Source organism: Cupriavidus basilensis (genome assembly GCF_008801925.2).
In the GTDB taxonomy this organism is placed as follows: domain Bacteria; phylum Pseudomonadota; class Gammaproteobacteria; order Burkholderiales; family Burkholderiaceae; genus Cupriavidus; species Cupriavidus basilensis.
Window position 1 is genome coordinate 1,807,508 of sequence record NZ_CP062803.1, and the last position, 16,784, is coordinate 1,824,291.

13 protein-coding genes and 1 pseudogene are annotated in these 16,784 nt (G+C 63.2%); 7 read left to right on the plus strand and 7 right to left on the minus strand.

Features of this window, described 5'->3' with window-relative positions; translation table 11 throughout:
* Positions 1–13: 13 nt before the first annotated feature.
* Positions 14–1,285: an MFS transporter gene (locus F7R26_RS08230; protein ID WP_150985816.1), complete on the minus strand. Its 1,272-nt coding sequence runs from the start codon at positions 1,283–1,285 to the stop codon at positions 14–16.
* A gap of 368 nt (positions 1,286–1,653) precedes the next feature.
* On the opposite strand from F7R26_RS08230, the gene F7R26_RS08235 reads away from it, so the two are divergent.
* Positions 1,654–2,352: a TetR/AcrR family transcriptional regulator gene (locus F7R26_RS08235; protein WP_150985817.1), complete on the plus strand. Its 699-nt coding sequence runs from the start codon at positions 1,654–1,656 to the stop codon at positions 2,350–2,352.
* Positions 2,353–2,419: 67 nt separating this feature from the next.
* Here the strand turns inward: F7R26_RS08235 and F7R26_RS08240 are convergent, their stop codons facing one another.
* From F7R26_RS08240 to F7R26_RS08250, 3 genes are all read right to left on the minus strand, one after another.
* Positions 2,420–3,841 carry a carotenoid oxygenase family protein gene (locus F7R26_RS08240; RefSeq protein ID WP_150985818.1) on the minus strand — a complete coding sequence of 474 codons (1,422 nt, stop codon included), beginning with the start codon at positions 3,839–3,841 and terminating at the stop codon, positions 2,420–2,422.
* 266 nt (positions 3,842–4,107) lie between these two features.
* Positions 4,108–4,671 (minus strand): G/U mismatch-specific DNA glycosylase, encoded by a 564-nt coding sequence (gene mug / locus F7R26_RS08245; protein ID WP_150985819.1) that lies wholly within the window; start codon positions 4,669–4,671, stop codon positions 4,108–4,110.
* Positions 4,672–4,684: 13 nt separating this feature from the next.
* Entirely contained in the window at positions 4,685–5,674 is a 990-nt protein-coding gene (locus tag F7R26_RS08250; protein ID WP_150985820.1) for an SLAC1 anion channel family protein, read from the minus strand.
* 176 nt (positions 5,675–5,850) lie between these two features.
* Here F7R26_RS08250 and F7R26_RS08255 point away from each other — a divergent pair, with 176 nt between their 5' ends.
* From F7R26_RS08255 to F7R26_RS41695, 3 genes and pseudogenes are all read left to right on the plus strand, one after another.
* The gene (locus F7R26_RS08255) at positions 5,851–6,759 is read left to right on the plus strand and encodes a LysR family transcriptional regulator (protein ID WP_241754458.1); all 909 of its coding nucleotides are present in this window, start codon (positions 5,851–5,853) and stop codon (positions 6,757–6,759) included.
* A 473-nt stretch (positions 6,760–7,232) separates the two neighbouring features.
* Positions 7,233–7,631: pseudogene (locus F7R26_RS08260) on the plus strand (GNAT family N-acetyltransferase); the annotation flags it as partial.
* Entirely contained in the window at positions 7,535–7,816 is a 282-nt protein-coding gene (locus tag F7R26_RS41695) for a hypothetical protein (RefSeq protein ID WP_416351327.1), read from the plus strand. The pseudogene F7R26_RS08260 and the gene F7R26_RS41695, both read left to right, overlap by 97 nt.
* Here the strand turns inward: F7R26_RS41695 and F7R26_RS08265 are convergent.
* Positions 7,800–9,104, minus strand: a complete 1,305-nt coding sequence (locus F7R26_RS08265; RefSeq protein ID WP_241754459.1) for a DUF2252 domain-containing protein — start codon at positions 9,102–9,104, stop codon at positions 7,800–7,802. The genes F7R26_RS41695 and F7R26_RS08265 overlap by 17 nt on opposite strands.
* A gap of 509 nt (positions 9,105–9,613) precedes the next feature.
* Between F7R26_RS08265 and F7R26_RS08270 the strand changes: the two genes are divergently transcribed.
* The 3 genes from F7R26_RS08270 to F7R26_RS08280 all read left to right on the plus strand — a co-directional run bounded on the left by F7R26_RS08270 (position 9,614) and on the right by F7R26_RS08280 (position 14,588).
* Positions 9,614–10,852 (plus strand): formylglycine-generating enzyme family protein, encoded by a 1,239-nt coding sequence (locus F7R26_RS08270; RefSeq protein WP_241754460.1) that lies wholly within the window; start codon positions 9,614–9,616, stop codon positions 10,850–10,852.
* 108 nt (positions 10,853–10,960) lie between these two features.
* A complete protein-coding gene (locus F7R26_RS08275; protein WP_150985822.1) occupies positions 10,961–12,556 on the plus strand; it encodes an arylsulfatase in 1,596 nt (531 codons plus the stop codon).
* Positions 12,557–12,668: 112 nt separating this feature from the next.
* Positions 12,669–14,588, plus strand: a complete 1,920-nt coding sequence (locus tag F7R26_RS08280) for a bifunctional metallophosphatase/5'-nucleotidase (protein WP_150985823.1) — start codon at positions 12,669–12,671, stop codon at positions 14,586–14,588.
* 352 nt (positions 14,589–14,940) lie between these two features.
* Here the strand turns inward: F7R26_RS08280 and F7R26_RS08285 are convergent, their stop codons facing one another.
* Together F7R26_RS08285 and F7R26_RS08290 are read right to left on the minus strand one after the other, a co-directional pair.
* Positions 14,941–15,756, minus strand: a complete 816-nt coding sequence (locus F7R26_RS08285) for a shikimate dehydrogenase family protein (protein ID WP_150985824.1) — start codon at positions 15,754–15,756, stop codon at positions 14,941–14,943.
* A gap of 36 nt (positions 15,757–15,792) precedes the next feature.
* A complete protein-coding gene (locus tag F7R26_RS08290; protein WP_150985825.1) occupies positions 15,793–16,770 on the minus strand; it encodes a 2-hydroxyacid dehydrogenase in 978 nt (325 codons plus the stop codon).
* Positions 16,771–16,784 lie beyond the last annotated feature (14 nt).

Consider the following 16,784-nt stretch of genomic DNA (forward strand, 5'->3'; position numbering starts at 1 on the left):
CAATGCGAGCCGCCTATTCCAGCTCGACGCCCTTGCGCTCGGGGATGAGGAAGATCGTGGCGATCATGTCCAGCACGTAGATGCTGGCCAGGAGGGCAATGGCCACCTGGAAGGAATAGGCTGCGGCAAGGGCCCCGACCACGATGGGCCCGAAGCCGCCCACGCCACGCCCGATGTTGAACAGGACGTTTTGCGCGGTAGCGCGCGCCGCGGTGGGATAGGCTTCCGAGATCAGCGCGCCGTACCCACCGATCATGCCGTTGACGAACAGGCCCATGACCGCGCCGGCCCAGAGCATGGTGACGGGGTCGGACATCTGCGCATACGCGATCACCATCGCCACCGCGCCTGCCTGGAAGATCAGGAAGCTGGGCTTGCGCCCGATGCGGTCGGCCAGTTGGCCAAACACATAGACGCCGACCATCATCCCCACGATGGTGACCGAGGTCCACATGGCGGACTTGGTCAGCGAGAAGCCCAGCGCTTTGGACAAATAGGTCGGCAGCCAGATCATGATGCCGTAGTAGCCAAAGTTCTGGACCGAGCACAGGATCACGATGCCGAGGCTGGTCCGCGTGGTGCGGCCATCGGCCACCAGCAGCTTGAACGCGCTCGGCTTGTTCTTGTGCGGGGCCTTGTCCTGGGCCTCGGCATGGCGCACAAACACTTCCGGCTCATGCAGCCGGTTGCGTACGAACCAGGCTACCAGCGCTGGCACCACGCCCAGCAGGAACATGCCGCGCCAGCCGATATGCGGCAGCAGCAGCGGCGTCAGCAAGGATGCCAGCAGTACGCCGCTCTGCCAGCCCAGCGCCACGTACGACGACACCCGCGCGCGCTTGCTGGCGGGCCAGGCTTCCGCGGCCAGCGCCATGCCGATGCCAAACTCGCCACCCAGGCCGATGCCAGCGATGGTGCGGTAGGCCAGCAAATCCCAGAAGCCCTGCGCGAACGCGCACAGGCCGGTGAAGACCGCAAACAGCACGATGGTCCAGGTGAGTACGCGCACCCGCCCGTAGCGGTCGCTCAGCGCGCCGAAGAGGATGCCGCCGGCAACCGCGCCGATCAGCGTCCACGTTACCAGGGCGCCGGACTGTCCGGGGCTCAGGCTCAAGGCCACGCTGATGGCAGGCAGCATGAAACCGAGGATAAGCAGGTCGAACCCATCCATCGCGTAACCGAGGGCCGAGCCGGCCAGCGCTTTCCAGGCGTAGGGCGAGGCCCGGTCGGGTCGTAGGGGCGGGGCGTCGGACGTGGGGACCGATGCGCGAGCGTTGGCTTCCATGGGGCGTTCCTCTGAGCCTTTGTTGAGCATGTGCGCCGGCCGGCCCCGGTTGCGGGACCTCACGGGCAAGCCAAAACCGTCGCAATTTTTAGACAGCTTGGCGAAAAAAATAGCCGGATGGATCTGGCTGCAGGCACTACTCTGCAAATAGCCTTTTAGCCATTGCCATACGGCTACTGTCTTTTTTTTTAGATTACGCGTGAGAAATCGTGTTTGCAAGGGATTTTTATGCACCCGTGGGATCCCGGGGCCGCAGCCGTAGGCACCTTGTACCCGTCCGCAGCGGCCGTGACGGCACAATCGTCTAATTATTGAGAAAGTCATGGGCATTCATGCCGCGGCCCAGGCATTTGATAAACTCCGCCTCCATGAAAAAACCAGCAACAGCGCGCGGCGACAACCCGGTAAAGCAGGGCCCGTCCCAAGGTGGCACCACCAAGCCGGAAGGGCAGTGGCACCATGGCGACCTGCGCGCGTCGCTGATTGCCTGGGGCACCCATCTGCTCGATACCGAGGGGATCGCCGGCATGAGCATGCGCACGGCAGCCAAGCTGGCTGGCGTCTCGCCGGGTGCGCCGGCCTATCACTTCAAGGACAGGAACGGGCTGCTGGCCGCCATTGCGGCCCAGGGGTTTCGCGACCTGGTGGCGTATCGCCGCCAGAGCGTGGAGAGCATCGACCCTGCCGATGCGCAGGGCCGGCTGCGGGCGATCATGCTCGCCTACGTGGCGTTCGCGCAGGCGCATCCCGCGCGGTTTCACCTGATGTTCGGGCCGGAGATCGCGGACCGGGAGCAGTATCCGGAGCTGACGGAGGCGGGCGCTGCCTCGTTCCAGGTGCTGCGCGGCGCCATCGGGCCAGTGCTGCAAGCGCCAGGTGTCGGCGAGCTCAGCGAAGAACAGCTGGCGTTCTCCGTGTGGGCCGCCACCCATGGCCTGGCCACGCTGACCATCGACCGCCGCCGCCTGCCTGTCGCCTCCACGCACAAGCCCACGGCCGAGCAGATGGCCGATGTTGTCGTGCAGTTCTGCCTGGCGGCATTGCGGGGATCGGCAACGGCGCGCTAGGCCGGGCGCCTGGCCCCGTCAGCCCAACCAGCAACTTGCGCCGCGTGCATCGCGGCATGCATCCGCCTCAGTCGGCGGGACGCCAGTTGCCATGGAAGCCGGCGGGCACGCGATGCGACAGGTGCACCAGCGCCACCGGCCCCGCCGCCAGCGCCTGCGCGTTGAAGATGGCCATATCGCTGCGGTTCTCCGCGGCGCGCCAGATCACGGACAGCAGCCAGCCGTCGCCCTCGTCGGCATCGGCATGGCGCGGGACAAACACGGGTTCGCCGCATTTGTCGCCGGCCGGCGGCTGGTACTGCGCGACCTGCCCGGTTGCCAGGTCGACATGCGCCAGGCCGCTGCGCAGGCTGTCGCCCTTGGTGGAGGCGGAGATATCGCCGCTGCAGTAGTAGCCGTGCCGGTAAGGCAGCATGGCAAAGCGCTCGTCCAGGCGCGGAAACTCGCCCGGCGTATCGCATAGCGGCTGCTCGCGATACGTGCCGGATTTTCCTGCCAGGTCGAAAGTCCAGCGCACCAGGCTGGCCACGGGTGCGCCGTTGGAGAGCGGGCGTCCGTCCGGGCCGGGGAACAGCGGCGGCACGTCGTACTTCATCATGTCGCAGACGATGCCGCCGTGCGGCGCGTCGAAGGCGTTCATCGGATGGAAAACGTAGCACGGATCCCCGGTGAACCAGCGCACGTTCGCCGCGGTGCCGTCGCGCGGCAAGATGCCGATGTGCGTGCCTTTGTCCGGCTCCCACGCATAGGCCGGCTGGCCGTTGGTGGCGCGCTCCATCGACCCCGTCAGCGGGAAGATGGGAAACAGGATGTGGGTGCGCGTCACCACGAAGTCATGCACCATGCTCGGGAACGGCGCCACGATATGCTCGGAGCGCAGCAGCTTGCCCTGGCTGTCTGCCACATGCAGCATCAGGTCCGGCGTGAACGGGCCGCGGGCCCCATAGCCAAAGAAGACCATCTCGCCGTTGACCGGATCGATCTTGGGGTGCGCGGTCATGGGCCCGGAGAATTTCCCATCGAAGGTCTGGTAGCCGCGCGGCGCCAGCGATACCGGGTCCACTTCGAACGGCATATGCGCTTCTTCCAGTGCCAGCAGGCGTCCGCCATGCCAGACCACGTTGGTATTGGCCACGGTGGAGTTCAGCTCAAGCAGCCTGGGGTCCGTCAGGTGCCGGCTTGCCAGCGAGCCCGACAAGCCTTCGCCGTTCTCGTTTTCCATGATCCATTTCGGCGTGCGGATCCAGCGGTTGCGGTAGGACACGCGGCCCTTCTCGAAATGAAACGCGTGCAGCATGCCATCGCCCGAGAACCAATGATATTTGCCGCGCGGCGCGAACTGCGGATTCGGCCCGTTGCGGTAATAGGTGCCGCGCAGCCCGGCGGGCACTTCGCCCGTGACCGGCAGGTTGGGTGCGTCGCACTCAGCATGCAGCGGCGCGAAGTAGCCGGACAAATAGGGCTCGTTGGTGGGAAAGGCGATGGCCATGGGTGCTGTCTCCGATCGGTTGGTTTTGTGTCGCGCCTGCCGGGCGGCGCGATCGATTCTTCTTTAACTATGCGGTGATTAGTTATGGACTCTAGCAGGCGAATCATGAGGCTGCAAGGAGGTTCTACGTGAGTGGAGGGGGACCGCAGATGGCGACCCGCAGGCGCCGCTGGGTGGGGAGCCAGGGAGCAAGGGGCCGAAACGGCCACCGCGACCCCGACATTTTCCGACGCCCTGTGGTTTGCGGTCTATTGTGCAAACCAGGCTTATAGAGAGGCATACGCAAGGTACAACGCGCTATAAGCCCCAACGAGGTCATCGAGGCTGAACGAGCGGTTCAAACCGCTCGGATTTGGAAGGATCCACACTGCCGACCCACCGAACGTAGCGGTCTGGCGTCCCCACAACACATGCCGCTGACCTGAAATCGCTGCGTATGCGGCCTTCCCCAGGAAGGCGATACAGGTGGGGCGATGTAGTTCGATTTTCCTCAGCAACGCCGAAGTCGACGCATGGAATTCGTGCGGTGAAAGCTGGTCGGCCCGCGCTGTAGGCCGGGCAACGGCAGTTGTCAATCCGCACCGATGGGCGAGCAGGTCCCGGTCATCTTCGGGGCGCATCAGCACTGGCGTGAAACCGGCCAGATGCAAGACTCGCCAGAAGCGGTTGCCACTTCCTTCAAAATGGTGGCCGCTTGCCGCCGCTCTCATGCCGGGATTGATTCCACAAAAAACGACTGCCAAGCCTTCCGATATCACGTCCGGTAGCGGTGGCGACGGCGCACCGCCTGTCGGGTCGGAGAATGTGCGCAGGTCCTGGATTTCGGTCATGTCGTTCGCCGTTTCAACCGCCGAGCAGCTTGCCGTTAAGGAGAATGTGCAGCGTCTTGACAAAGAGAACCACGATCGCGAGGGTCAGCATGGCGAGCAGGATGATGGCAATCGCCTTCACGGGCCATGCCTGGACGAACATCGCGTATTTCAGCGACGCAATCGCTAGCGCCGCCATTGGAAAGCTGATTGCCCACCAACCCGAAGCGAACGGCATTCCCCTGCGAAACACCTTGGGCGCCAGTGTGAGGAATACAAAGAGACCGAAGTAAAACAGTAAGCCGGAGAAGGTGTCGACCTGCTGCGTAATGTTGGTGTAGGCAAGAAAGCCCACTTCGAACGGCGCCATCAGGATCAGCAGGGAAGGGGTCATGCTGGCGGGCAGCGGCTCGTGATGAATCATTCGCGACATGATCATCGTAAAGAACAAGAGGGCAATCATCGTTCCCACGGCCAGCGCGAACAGGTTGACTTCATGCGCCCACGGCATTGGCATGGTCCCGCCAGCAACGACGATATCCAACGTGGCCACACCCGGGATGAACCAGGCGGGAACCGCGTGCGCAGCGTCGATCTTTCCCCGCAGCAGCCGGCCCGCAATCGCGAAGCAGAGCGCAAGGGTGAAAACGGTACCCACCGTCCACATGACTTCGGAGAGCGTCTGGCTCAGTTGCGCAACGACCGAGGAAAGCAGCAGGATGGCGATCGAGATCGTGCCGAAGAAGTTCCCGGCGACGGGATGCCGGTACTCGGCGACGACCGCCTCAGGATGTTTGACTGTCTTGACGAGATAGCCCACGCCGAGCACGACGAACACCACCAGGGCGAGGACGCCGGCTGCATCGGAGATCAGCGGACTTACCCCGAACTCGTGGCTGGCCTGGCGCCATGCAATGGACAGTCCGGCAATGCCCATGACCGACGCAAACAGGTTGACGGGCAAATTTCTGATCGAAGCGGTTGCCCGCAAGGACTGCGGTTGGGGACTTGAAAGCGTTGACACAGCACATTCTCCAGTTTTTTTTGGGGACCTGAGACGTGGCGGCCCGGAGCAGCCAATCGAGAAGCCTCGAATCGTTCGCCGCCTCGTTTGCCGGGGAGGTGCGGCCGATGATATGCTCTTCCACCTTTCAAGATAATCTGCCATTATTGGGAATCATCCTCCCAAAAAATGAGAGCATGGCTGATCGCTTCGAATCCATGTCGATCCTGGTGGCTGTGGTCGAAGCCGGCAGTTTTTCTGCAGCGGCGCGCCAGCTCAAGATGCCGCTCGCAACGGTGAGCCGCAAGGTCGGAGACCTCGAGCTACACCTGAAGACCCGACTCCTGCATCGCTCCACCCGACAGCTTTCCCTCACCGAAGCCGGGCAAGCGTATGTCGCCGCATGCCGGCGCATTCTCGAGGAAGTGGGGGAGGCAGAGCGTGCGGCGTCGGGGGAGTATGCGGCGCCCAAGGGCGAGATCGCCATCACTGCACCGCTCGTCTTCGGGCGCCTGCACGTCTTGCCCGTGGTCGCGGAGTTCCTCAAGACCTATCCGGACATCGATGTGCGGATGGTGCTGACCGACCGCGTGGTGCCGCTTCTTGAAGAGCACGTCGATGTGGCATTGCGGGTTGCCGAACTGCCCGACAGTAGTTTCGTCGCGGCACGGATTGGCACAGTGCGCCGGGTGGTGTGCGCAAGCCCGGCCTACTTCGCCGAGCACGGCATGCCGACGAGCCCCCTTGAGCTCACCGCGCATGCATGCATCACGTTCGAACGGATGGCCTCCAGGCAGGTCTGGACCTTCATGTCGGGCAAGTCGGAGATCGCGGTGCCCGTCCGTTCGCGGCTTGCCGTCAGCACTGCCGAAGCCGCGGTCGACGCGGCAGTGGCCGGTGTCGGGATCACGCGCGTGGTGTCCTATCACATGGCGAGCGCGTTGCGCGCCGGCGCGCTCAAGATCGTGCTCGCACCGTTCGAGCCGGCGCCGTGGCCCATCAGCCTTGTTCACACCGGACAGGGCATCCTGCCGCTGAAATTGCGGGCTTTCCTCGATTTCGCCGCGCCGCGCTTGAAGGCTCGGGTGGTGGAGGCGGAGGTCTGACGTTTGCAGGTCGAGGGTGCGAGCGCAGAAAGTGGGTCGGGAAGAGTCGACTGGGTTGCTGCCGGCAGAGGTCCCTTCCCGGCCAAACTCGGCCCCATTCCAGCACATGGGACGCTTGTTACCCCGGCCCCCGGCGAGATTTCAGGAGGGGGAGAACCCCGAACCGATGATCGTTCAACACGGGCCGATCTGAGAGGTTGGCAACCGGCAGGCCCGGTCTGCTCAACGGGTAGATTGGGTTTTCACCACGATCGGCCAGGAGCGGACCCTGACATTGACAATCCGCATAGCGTCCACCATTATCCGGGGATGCCCCACATACGCCAGATGAACATGATGTGCTTCTCCATGACCGCCTTCGGCGGGCCATGAAGTCGTACGCATCCAGGATTCAGCGTATTGCTCAAAGCCCCGCCAACAATGACGGGGCTTTTTAGTTCTCCGTCACTGATGGCCATGAACGGAGAATGGAAATGCTGGAAATTCGACGAGCCAGGCGAAGCGATGCCCAGGCGGCATTCGATATTCGCCGTCTGGCGATACTAGATCAATGCGGCACCGCTTATCCCCCGGAGCAGGTCCAGGCATGGACGGACGTGCCGCTCACGGAGTGGTATAGAGACCTGGTGGAAAATCACTTTCATCTGGTCTGCATCCAGGGGCATCCCGTCGCCACAGGCATGCTCGACCTTGAAAAGAGAGAGTTGGGGGCAATCTTTGTCCACCCCGATTTCATGCAACGCGGCGTAGGCATGAAAATGGTGACCCACCTCGAATGCCTGGCGCGCCAGGCCGAGTTAACCGAGATCAATCTCGAGGCCACGTTGAACGCCGCCGCCTTTTACCGGCGATGTGGTTTCATCGGCGACAAGCCGTCTATCTACCAATCCCCCTCGGGACTTCAGCTGGCCTGCATGCCCATGGTGAAGAGGCTCGCGTTGGCTACATCCGAATGACTTGTTCGGGTTGGGGATTCAACTGGTGGATAGGACGGATGCACTGGCCAGTTTGCGATCATCGATCATGCCTCTCAATAGGTGTTACGCCTCTTCGATGAGCGCTTCGAGCCGCCCGGAGCGCACCGCTTTCACCAATGCTGCGTGGTCGCGCTCAGTCTGATCCGCATAAGCGAGGGAGAACGCGCCGATTGCCTGGTCGAAGGTGTCGCTTTTTCCCAGATAGCCACTGATGGTCGTGGCGTCTCCGGACTTGGCATGTGCGCGTGCCAGCGTCCAGCCGCAGAGCTCGGCATAGCGCTTGAGCTGTGGCGAACTCAGTCCTTCGATGGGTACAGACATCTTCATGTCCCGCAGTTGACGGACAAAGAAGTCAAAGCCCCTTCGGCCCCGCGCCCATCCGAGGAAGATATCGCTGGACGACTGCATCAGGCGTTGTCCCATGACGACGCGCTGCCCCTGCAACTCATAGTGGCTGCGCCCCGCATAGGGCTCGAGGACAGACCGGCAGGCTTCCTTGAACTGGAGAATGAGGGGATGGCCTTCTGCATCGGAGAATAATGCAATGTAGCAGCGCGTGCCGACGCTCCCGATGCCCACTACCTTCAGGGCGAAATCCTCCAGTCGATAGCGGTCCAACAAGACGCGCCGCTCATCCGACAGCGTCTGGCGGTACACCCCTAGTCCCTCGCGAACCCGTTCCTCGAAGTCATGCTCGGCGATGTGGTAGATCAGCGGCGGTTGATCGATCAGCCGGTGCCGGCCGCCTTCCTCGCTGGAAATCTTGGGAAAGAGGTGATCGACGACACGCTCGCGCGCCTTTTTCTCCATTTGGAGCCGGAACTTCTTCGCCTTCTCGTCAGGCGCCAGTCCGATCACGGTCTCCATGTCCAGGCGCGTATACCAGACTTCCAGTGGGCTCATCCTCGAGTACTCGCGCAGGTGCTCTCGATAGGCGCGCGCGCAGTCCTGGGCAGCTTCACGGCCTTGCGCATCGGACAATTTGTTGTCGCGCGCCGCGACCGCGAAACTGACCGCCAACCGTTTCAGATCCCATTCCCAGGGAGCAGGCAGTGTTTCGTCAAAATCGTTCAGATCGAAGACGAGATTGCGCTCGGGCGTGGCAAATAACCCAAAATTCAGCAAATGGCAGTCCCCGCAGGCTTGCACCTTCATGCCCGTACTTGGCGCGGCTGCAAGGTCGTGCGCCATGAGTGCGGCTGAGCCGCGCAGGAACGTGAAGGGGCTGCGCAACATGCGGCCGTATCGAATCGGCACCAGCTCCTGCAGGCGGTCCCGATTCGATGCCTCCAGGATCTCGATGGGATCGCGATGTCCGTCCGGCTGCGCCCAGTCGGCGTGGCTGGCGCGCGGGACGCGATCGCGCATGGCCTGGCCAGCGGCAAGACGCTCAGCGCGGGGCGGAAATGGCCCAGCGGCCCCAGTCTCAGCCTTTTCCGGCGATTTCGTTGCAATTACCATGGCGGCCCCTCCCGTTTCTCTAAGGCGTTCAAATTGACGGTAGAAGGCTTTCCACGACGCATGTTGATCTATGTCAGCGCGACAGTGGACTCCAGACCAACAGGCCGGCCACCTTGTCTGAAGTGATCCCACCGGCAGCCGCGAGTTGCACGACGGCCAATCCACCGTGGCAACTGATCCCTTACCGGCAGACTGCACCTGTCACTCCCTTGATCCCGGTCAAGATGTCCCGTGCACTGCCCACTACTGTTATCTGGCGGCTGGGCGTAGAGAGATCTGGCCGCAACGACGTGCCGTCATCGCGTGCCGCTATCCGCGTTTCATGGCGCCAAAATGAAGCGCATGAGGCCAGGCCGCCGATTCTCGGTTTGCCTCGTTCGTCTACCGGGAGTTCTGGTATGGATCGCAGAAAAAAAATGCCTATCACGCCTCACTCGCAACCAGGCACTCACCCGCCCAGCGCGGACGGGCGTACTGGCAAGATGTCAGGCAAGCCCTGGATCCTGGTGGTGCTCGCATTGATCTTTGCGTTGCTTGGTGGCGGCGTCGCCGCGTGGCAGGCACGACTTGTCCCGGCATCGCATTCGCTAATCGCCAAGGAGCGGCTGGGCGATGGCAAACAAGGCCCCCAGGGCATGGCCTGGATCCCGGCCGGCGAATTCCTGATGGGTAGCGACCACAAACTCGCGCGGCCCAATGAGCGCCCGGCGCACAAGGTCCGCGTGCACGGGTTCTGGATGGACCAGCACCACGTCACCAACGCGCAGTTCCGCCAGTTCGTACAGGCCACGGGCTATGTGACCACGGCCGAGAAGAAGCCGGACTGGGAGACCTTGCGCGTGCAGCTGCCCCCGGGCACGCCGCGTCCGCCGGATGCCGCCCTTGTACCGGGAGCAATGGTTTTCGTGGGCACCAACCGGCCCGTGCCTCTGCAGGATTATTCGGCGTGGTGGCGTTTCGTGCCGGGCGCGGACTGGCGCCATCCGTATGGGCCAGCCAGCTCGATCGAGGGGAAGGACAACCACCCCGTGGTACAGGTCTCCTATGAGGACGCGCAGGCCTATGCAAAATGGGCCGGCAAGCGCTTGCCTACCGAAGCGGAGTGGGAGTTTGCCGCGCGCGGGGGACTGGAGCAGGCCACCTATGCCTGGGGCGACCAGTTCACGCCCGGCGGCAAGCAGATGGCCAATGTCTGGCAGGGGCAGCAGGCGCAGCCGTTCCCGGTGATCAGCGCGAAGGCCGGGGGGGCCGTGGGCACGAGCCCGGTGGGCAGCTTTCCGGCCAATGGCTATGGCCTCTCTGACATGACCGGCAACGCATGGCAATGGGTGGCGGATTGGTATCGGGCCGACCAGTTCCGGCGCGAGGCCGCGGCCGGCCGGTTGATCGTCAACCCGCTTGGGCCACAGGAAGCGTGGGAGCCGGATGAAGCCGGCGTGCCCGCCGACGCGCCGCGCCGCGTCACGCGTGGTGGCTCGTTCCTCTGCAACGAGGACTACTGCCTGAGTTACCGTCCCAGCGCTCGGCGCGGTACAGATCCGTACAACAGCATGTCGCACCTTGGCTTCCGGCTGGTGATGGATGAGGAGGACTGGCGGCGGCAGGCATCGCGCGCCAGCTCACCGGGTGCAAACGGTGCGGGGCGTCAGGGTTGAGCCGGCCATGTATTTTTTTGCGGTGCAACGGGGGAAGGCGTTCGATGCGGCCAGGTTCCCATGCAGGGGGCCGTATCGACATAGGCAAACGGAGAATGGAGATAAACGATGAAACAACTTTCACGATGGTGCGCTCGCCTGTCGGTGCTGGCACTTTTTGCAGTGGCGTATCCCGTTGCTGCGCAGCAAAAGCAGCCCAATATCCTCATCATCTGGGGCGACGATATCGGCATCTTTAATATCAGCGCGTATAACCTGGGCATGATGGGCTACAAGACACCAAACATCGATCGCATCGCCAAAGAGGGGGCGCTGTTCACCGACTGGTACGGCCAGCAAAGCTGCACTGCCGGGCGCGCTGCGTTTATCACCGGGCAGTCGCCTATCCGCACCGGCCTTACCAAAGTCGGCCTGCCCGGCGCACCGGAGGGGCTGAAGAAGGAAGACGTCACGCTGGCCGAGTTGCTCAAGGCCCGGGGCTATGCCACCGGACAGTTCGGAAAAAACCACCTTGGCGATCGCAATGAGTTCATGCCCACGGTCCACGGCTTTGACGAGTTCTTCGGCAATTTCTACCACCTGAATGCGGAAGAAGAGCCGGAGAACATCGATTATCCAAAGGCGCCGCAATTCAAGGCGAAATTCGGTCCGCGTGGGGTGTTTCACTGCATCGCGACAGATCGGGATGATCCCGCCGTGGACCCGCGCTTCGGCAAGTGGGGCAAGCAGAAGTGCGAAGACACCGGCCCGTTGACGAAGAAGCGTATGGAAACCGTGGACGAGGAAGTCACCAAGGGCGCGCTTGGCTTCATGGACAAGGCGCATAAAGACGGCAAACCGTTCTTCGTCTGGTGGAACTCCTCCCGCATGCACGTCTTCACGCATCTGAAGCCGGCCTCGGCTGGCAAGACGGGGCTGGGCGTCTATCCGGATGGCATGGTGGAACACGACGGCATGGTCGGCGAGTTGCTCAAGAAGCTCGACGAAATGGGCATTGCCGACAACACCATCGTCATGTACTCCACCGACAACGGTGCGGAGACGATGAGCTGGCCGGACGGGGGTACTACCATGTTCCGCGGCGAGAAGGCGACCAACTGGGAAGGTGGCTTTCGCGTGCCCACTGTCATCCGCTGGCCTGGCGTCATCAAGCCGGGCACGGTTATCAACGACATCGGCGCGCATGAAGACATGATTCCCACGCTGATGGCAGCGCTCGGCGACACCACGGTGAAAGAGGACTTGATGAAGGGCCGCAAGGTGGGCAGCGCAAGTTTTAAGGTGCACCTGGATGGCTACAACCTGCTGCCCGCCTTCCAGGGGCAAGGCGCATGGCCGCGGCACGAGTTTATCTACTGGACTGACGACGGCAGCGTGGCCGCCTTGCGCTACGATGAATGGAAGATCACCTTCCTGAAGCAGAACGCCCACGGCTTGGCGGTGTGGCAACAGCCGTTCGAGGAGCTGCGCGCCCCCATGCTGGGCAACTTGCGCTCGGATCCCTTTGAGCGTGCCGAGTACGAAGGCTTGGGCTACCAGAAATGGTATATCGATCATATGTTCGCCTTTGCACCGGCTGCCGCCTATGTCGGGCAATGGCTGCAGAGTTTCCGCGAGTTCCCACCGCGCCAGAAGCCCGGCAGCTTCAACCTCGACCGCGTGATGGAGGCGGTGACCAGCAAGCCTGGCGGCGCCAACAACTAGTTGGGGTGCCAGAAAGGAAGAGAGAAGGAATATCGGGCCGCAGCCGTTTTGTAGCAGACTCGGCCCGACGCACCCAGCAACAGAGCATGCTACAGCAAAGGAAGGCACAGCTATGTCAACCTATAGGGCACGCGAAGCACACACCCGACGTGAATTCCTGGCTGGCTCGGTAGCAGTTGGTACCGCGCTCTTGGTGCATGGCGCACCGTTCGCCGCAGAGAACGGAAAGAAGACCTTCACGATCCTGCATACCAACGACATGCACTCTGCCTTCATCGGACTGGGTCCAGCCCAGGACTACACGCCGTTCAAGCTCAACGACGACGCAACCCGGGGCGGGTTCGCTCGCCTGGCCGGCCTGATTGAGAAGCGGAGTGCGGCGCGTAAAGGTCGTGGCCCTGTGCTAATACTTGATGCAGGCGATTACAGCATGGGGACTGCCTTCGGTGCCGCCACCCGCGAAGTCGGCGGCGAGCTTCAGCTCATGTCGCGAATGGGCTACGACGCAACCACGTTCGGTAACCATGAATTCGACTATGGTCCCGATGGCTTGGGCAAGTCGATCAGTGTGGCCGCCAGAGCCGGGCGGATTCCTGCGGTGCTCGCCGCGAATACAGACTTCTCGAAGGACGATGCCACGCTAGCTGACCTTAAGCAATTAGCGAAGCGTGGTGTGATCAGCCGTTGCGTCGTCATTGAGCGCGGCGGCATTCGCTTCGGCCTGTTCGGGGTGATCGGCAAGGAGGCCGTCTTCTACACCAACGGTGGTGCGGCTTCGTTCCCCGACGCCATCGAAGCGGCCCGGGAAACTGTAAAGATCCTACGTGAAACAGAGAGGGTGGATGTGGTCATCGCTCTCAGCCACGGTGGCGTGGAACAAGGCAAGGACGGGCGCTACACAGCAGGCGACGACATACGACTGGCCGAAGCTGTCCCGGGCATCGATGTCGTGATCGGCGGGCATAGCCATACCGAACTGCAGGAGCCAATCATTGTCAACGGCCGCACACCTGTGGTGCAGACGGGAAAGGAGGGCAAAAACCTCGGAGAACTGCTGGTCACCCTGGACGGTGGCAAGCTGACCGTTGAGTCCTATCGGCTCCACCCGATCGACGACACCCTGTTCGGCGACCGCGCCATCGCCAGCGAGATCGACAGCCTCAAGAAGACGGTCAACGAGGCCGTGTTCGTGTCGCGTGGTTACCGCATCGATCAGCCGCTGGCGGTAGCGCCACGAGACCTGCCCAACACGTTTACCGACATTGCCGCTAGCACGCTCCTTGCCAACCTCATCACCGATGCATTCAGAAACGCCACGAAAGCCGATATTGGTTTCACCGTCAACGGGCTGATGCGCTCCGGTCTTACCCGAGGAAAATCAGGTGTGCAAACGGTCTACGATGTGTTCGCGGTGGCGCCCCTCGGCTACGGCGTGGTGGATACCACGGCCGGCAGCGCACTCGTGACCGGCTACTTCACTGGCCAGGAATTGAAGAATCTGCTCGAATTCTTCCTCGTAGACAACCCGACCCATCCCGGCGAGTATTTCCCGCGCGCTTCCGGCATGCGCTTCCGGTACGACACGACCCGGCCACAGTTCGATGTCGTGACCGCTATCGAATTGGGAGACCTTGATCGCGGCTACCACGCCATGGACATTACCGGACAGGACGATCGCTTGCACAGCTTCACCTGCCCTCTGATGCTCGGTGTCATTGTCGTGGGCATCCCCAAGCTGAGCAAAGGCAAACTAGCTCTTGTTCCGAAGAACAAGGCGGGTCGCGCCCTCACATCGAGGGTAGAGGCGCTTGACGCGCCTCACGAGAACTCCGGTTACCTGCTACCGCCGCCAGGCAAGGTGGACAAGAGTAGTGTCGCCACCGGGACTGGGAAAGGCGCTCTGCGCGAGATCAAGGAGTGGCAGGCGATCATGGATCATTTACGACGCCTGCCGGTCAAGAGCAAGGGCGAACTGCCCGTGATCCCGGTCGATGAACGCGCTGCGGAGGTGCGTGCGATCAAAATGGGCTGACCGGGTGCGGAATGGACGATTCGACTCGAAAACCGACGGCCTCCGACCCTGGGCCTGCTTCGCCGACGACCATATATTGGAGCTCGGCCAGCGAAAAGAGCTGCCGCTGAGGGCTCATGAGTGGTCATCCAGGGCGGGGCGGAGATCGCCGCTTCATTCGCCGTCACGGTCCTTCGGCACCGCGCAGACAAATGACTCAGAAGGCTCGATCAGAGCCATCCGGCCCCGATCGCGATGAGGGAATAGGCAAGGCTTCCGCTACCGGGTTCCTCACCGCGAAGCCCGCACGGTTCGCAGCCAGTGACTAGCCGGTAACGGCGAGAGTCGGCGGCAAGCGGCAAGCGCCGGGTGGCTAGGACAGGCGTGCGATCTCCTCCAGCAGTGCCGCTTCCATCGCCTCGATCGGCGCGCGTGCGCAGCCGGTGTAGTACTCGACCTGGGCGCAGGCCTGGTGCAGCATCATGCGCGTGCCGTCGATGGTGCGGCAGCCAAGCGCGGCGGCATCGCGGATCAGCTTGCTCCTGACCGGGATAAAGGCAGCGTCCATGACGATCAGGTGGGCGGCGAGCTGCCCGGCCACGGGGTTGACATCGGGGGCGCGAAAACCGGCGGCCGTTGCGTTGGCGAGCATGTCGAAGTCTGCCGCCCGGAAGTCGGACAACGCGCCGCCAAAGCGCAGGCCAAGCGAGGCGGCCAGTTCTTCGCCGCGCGCCGCGGTGCGGTTGAATACGGTCACGTTGGCGCCGGCCTCGCGCAATCCATAGGCCATGGCACGCGCCGCGCCGCCGGCGCCAAGCAGCGCGATGCGCTTGCCCGGCAGTTCGGTCACCTCCTGGAAGGCACGCACTGCGCCGATGCAATCGGTGTTGTAGCCGGTCAGCACGCCATCGACATTGTTGATGGTATTGACCGCGCCGATGGCGCGCGCGGTCTGGTCGAGGTGATCGAGGTGAGGGATCACGGCTTGCTTGTGCGGCATCGATACATTCATGCCGCGCACGCCCAGCGCGCGGATCGATTGCACGGCGCCGGGCACGTCCTGCACGCCGAAGCAGACGAAGGTGTAGTCGATCTCCAGCGCCCGGTAGGCAGCATTGTGGATGCGCACATTGAAGGTGAAAGGCTCGCCCATGATCGAGCCGCACAGCGTGGGAATGGAACGGGGCATTGCGGATGCTCCTTGCGGAAAAGTTTGGGCAGCGGCCTAAGCGGCCGTGGCTGTCAGGTCGAAGCGCGCGGCGGGTGGCCGCCCGGCCAGCGCGTCCAGCAGGTTGCGTGTGGCCAGTTCCGCCATGGCGCGGCGGGTTTCATGCGTGGCCGAGCCAATGTGAGGCAGGGCTGTCACCTTAGGATGGCAGCGCAGCGGCGAATCCTGCGGTAGCGGTTCGGTGGCAAAGACGTCGAGGCCGGCGGCGTGCAGGTGGCCGCTGTCGAGCGCTGCGAGCAGCGCGTCTTCCTGCACGATCTGGCCCCGGGCGCCGTTGACAAAGATGGCGCCCGGTTTCATCAGCGCGAACTCGCGCTGCCCCATCAAGCCGCGCGTGCTCTCGGTCAACGGCAGCGTGACGGCAACGATATCGGCGCGCCGCAAGGCGTCATCGAGTTCCGTGCGGGTGGCGCGCCCCACGAGATCGAGTGGTTCGGCGGCGGTCTCGTTGACGTAGAGCACCTCCATGCCGAAGCCAAGCGCCGCGCGGCGTGCCACCGCCTGCCCGATGCGCCCGAAACCGAGGATCGCCAGCGTCTTGCCGTGCACGTCCCAGCCGAACAGGCTTTCACCGATATTGGCGGCCCAGCGGCCTTCGCGCACATGGGCGGCGAGCTCGACCAGGCGGCGGCTGGCCGCCATGATGAGTGCGAAGACCGTGTCGGCGGTGGTTTCGGTGAGTACACCGGGCGTATGGCACAGCGCGATGCCACGCCGGCGCAGGCAGGCGAGGTCATAGTTGTCGACCCCCACCGAAATACTCGAGATCACCTCCAGCTGGCCGGCTTCTGCCAGTTCGGCCGCGCCTAGCTTGACGCTGGAGCCGATCAGGCCGTGCGCGTTTGCCAGCGCGGCGCGAAAGGCCGGCCGTTGCGCCGGCTGGCGCGGGTCGGCGACGATCACATCATGCTCCGATTCGATCCGGGCGAGCAGGTCGGGCGGAATGGGACGGAACACCAGTACATTCTTGCGCATCGCAAATCCTTGCT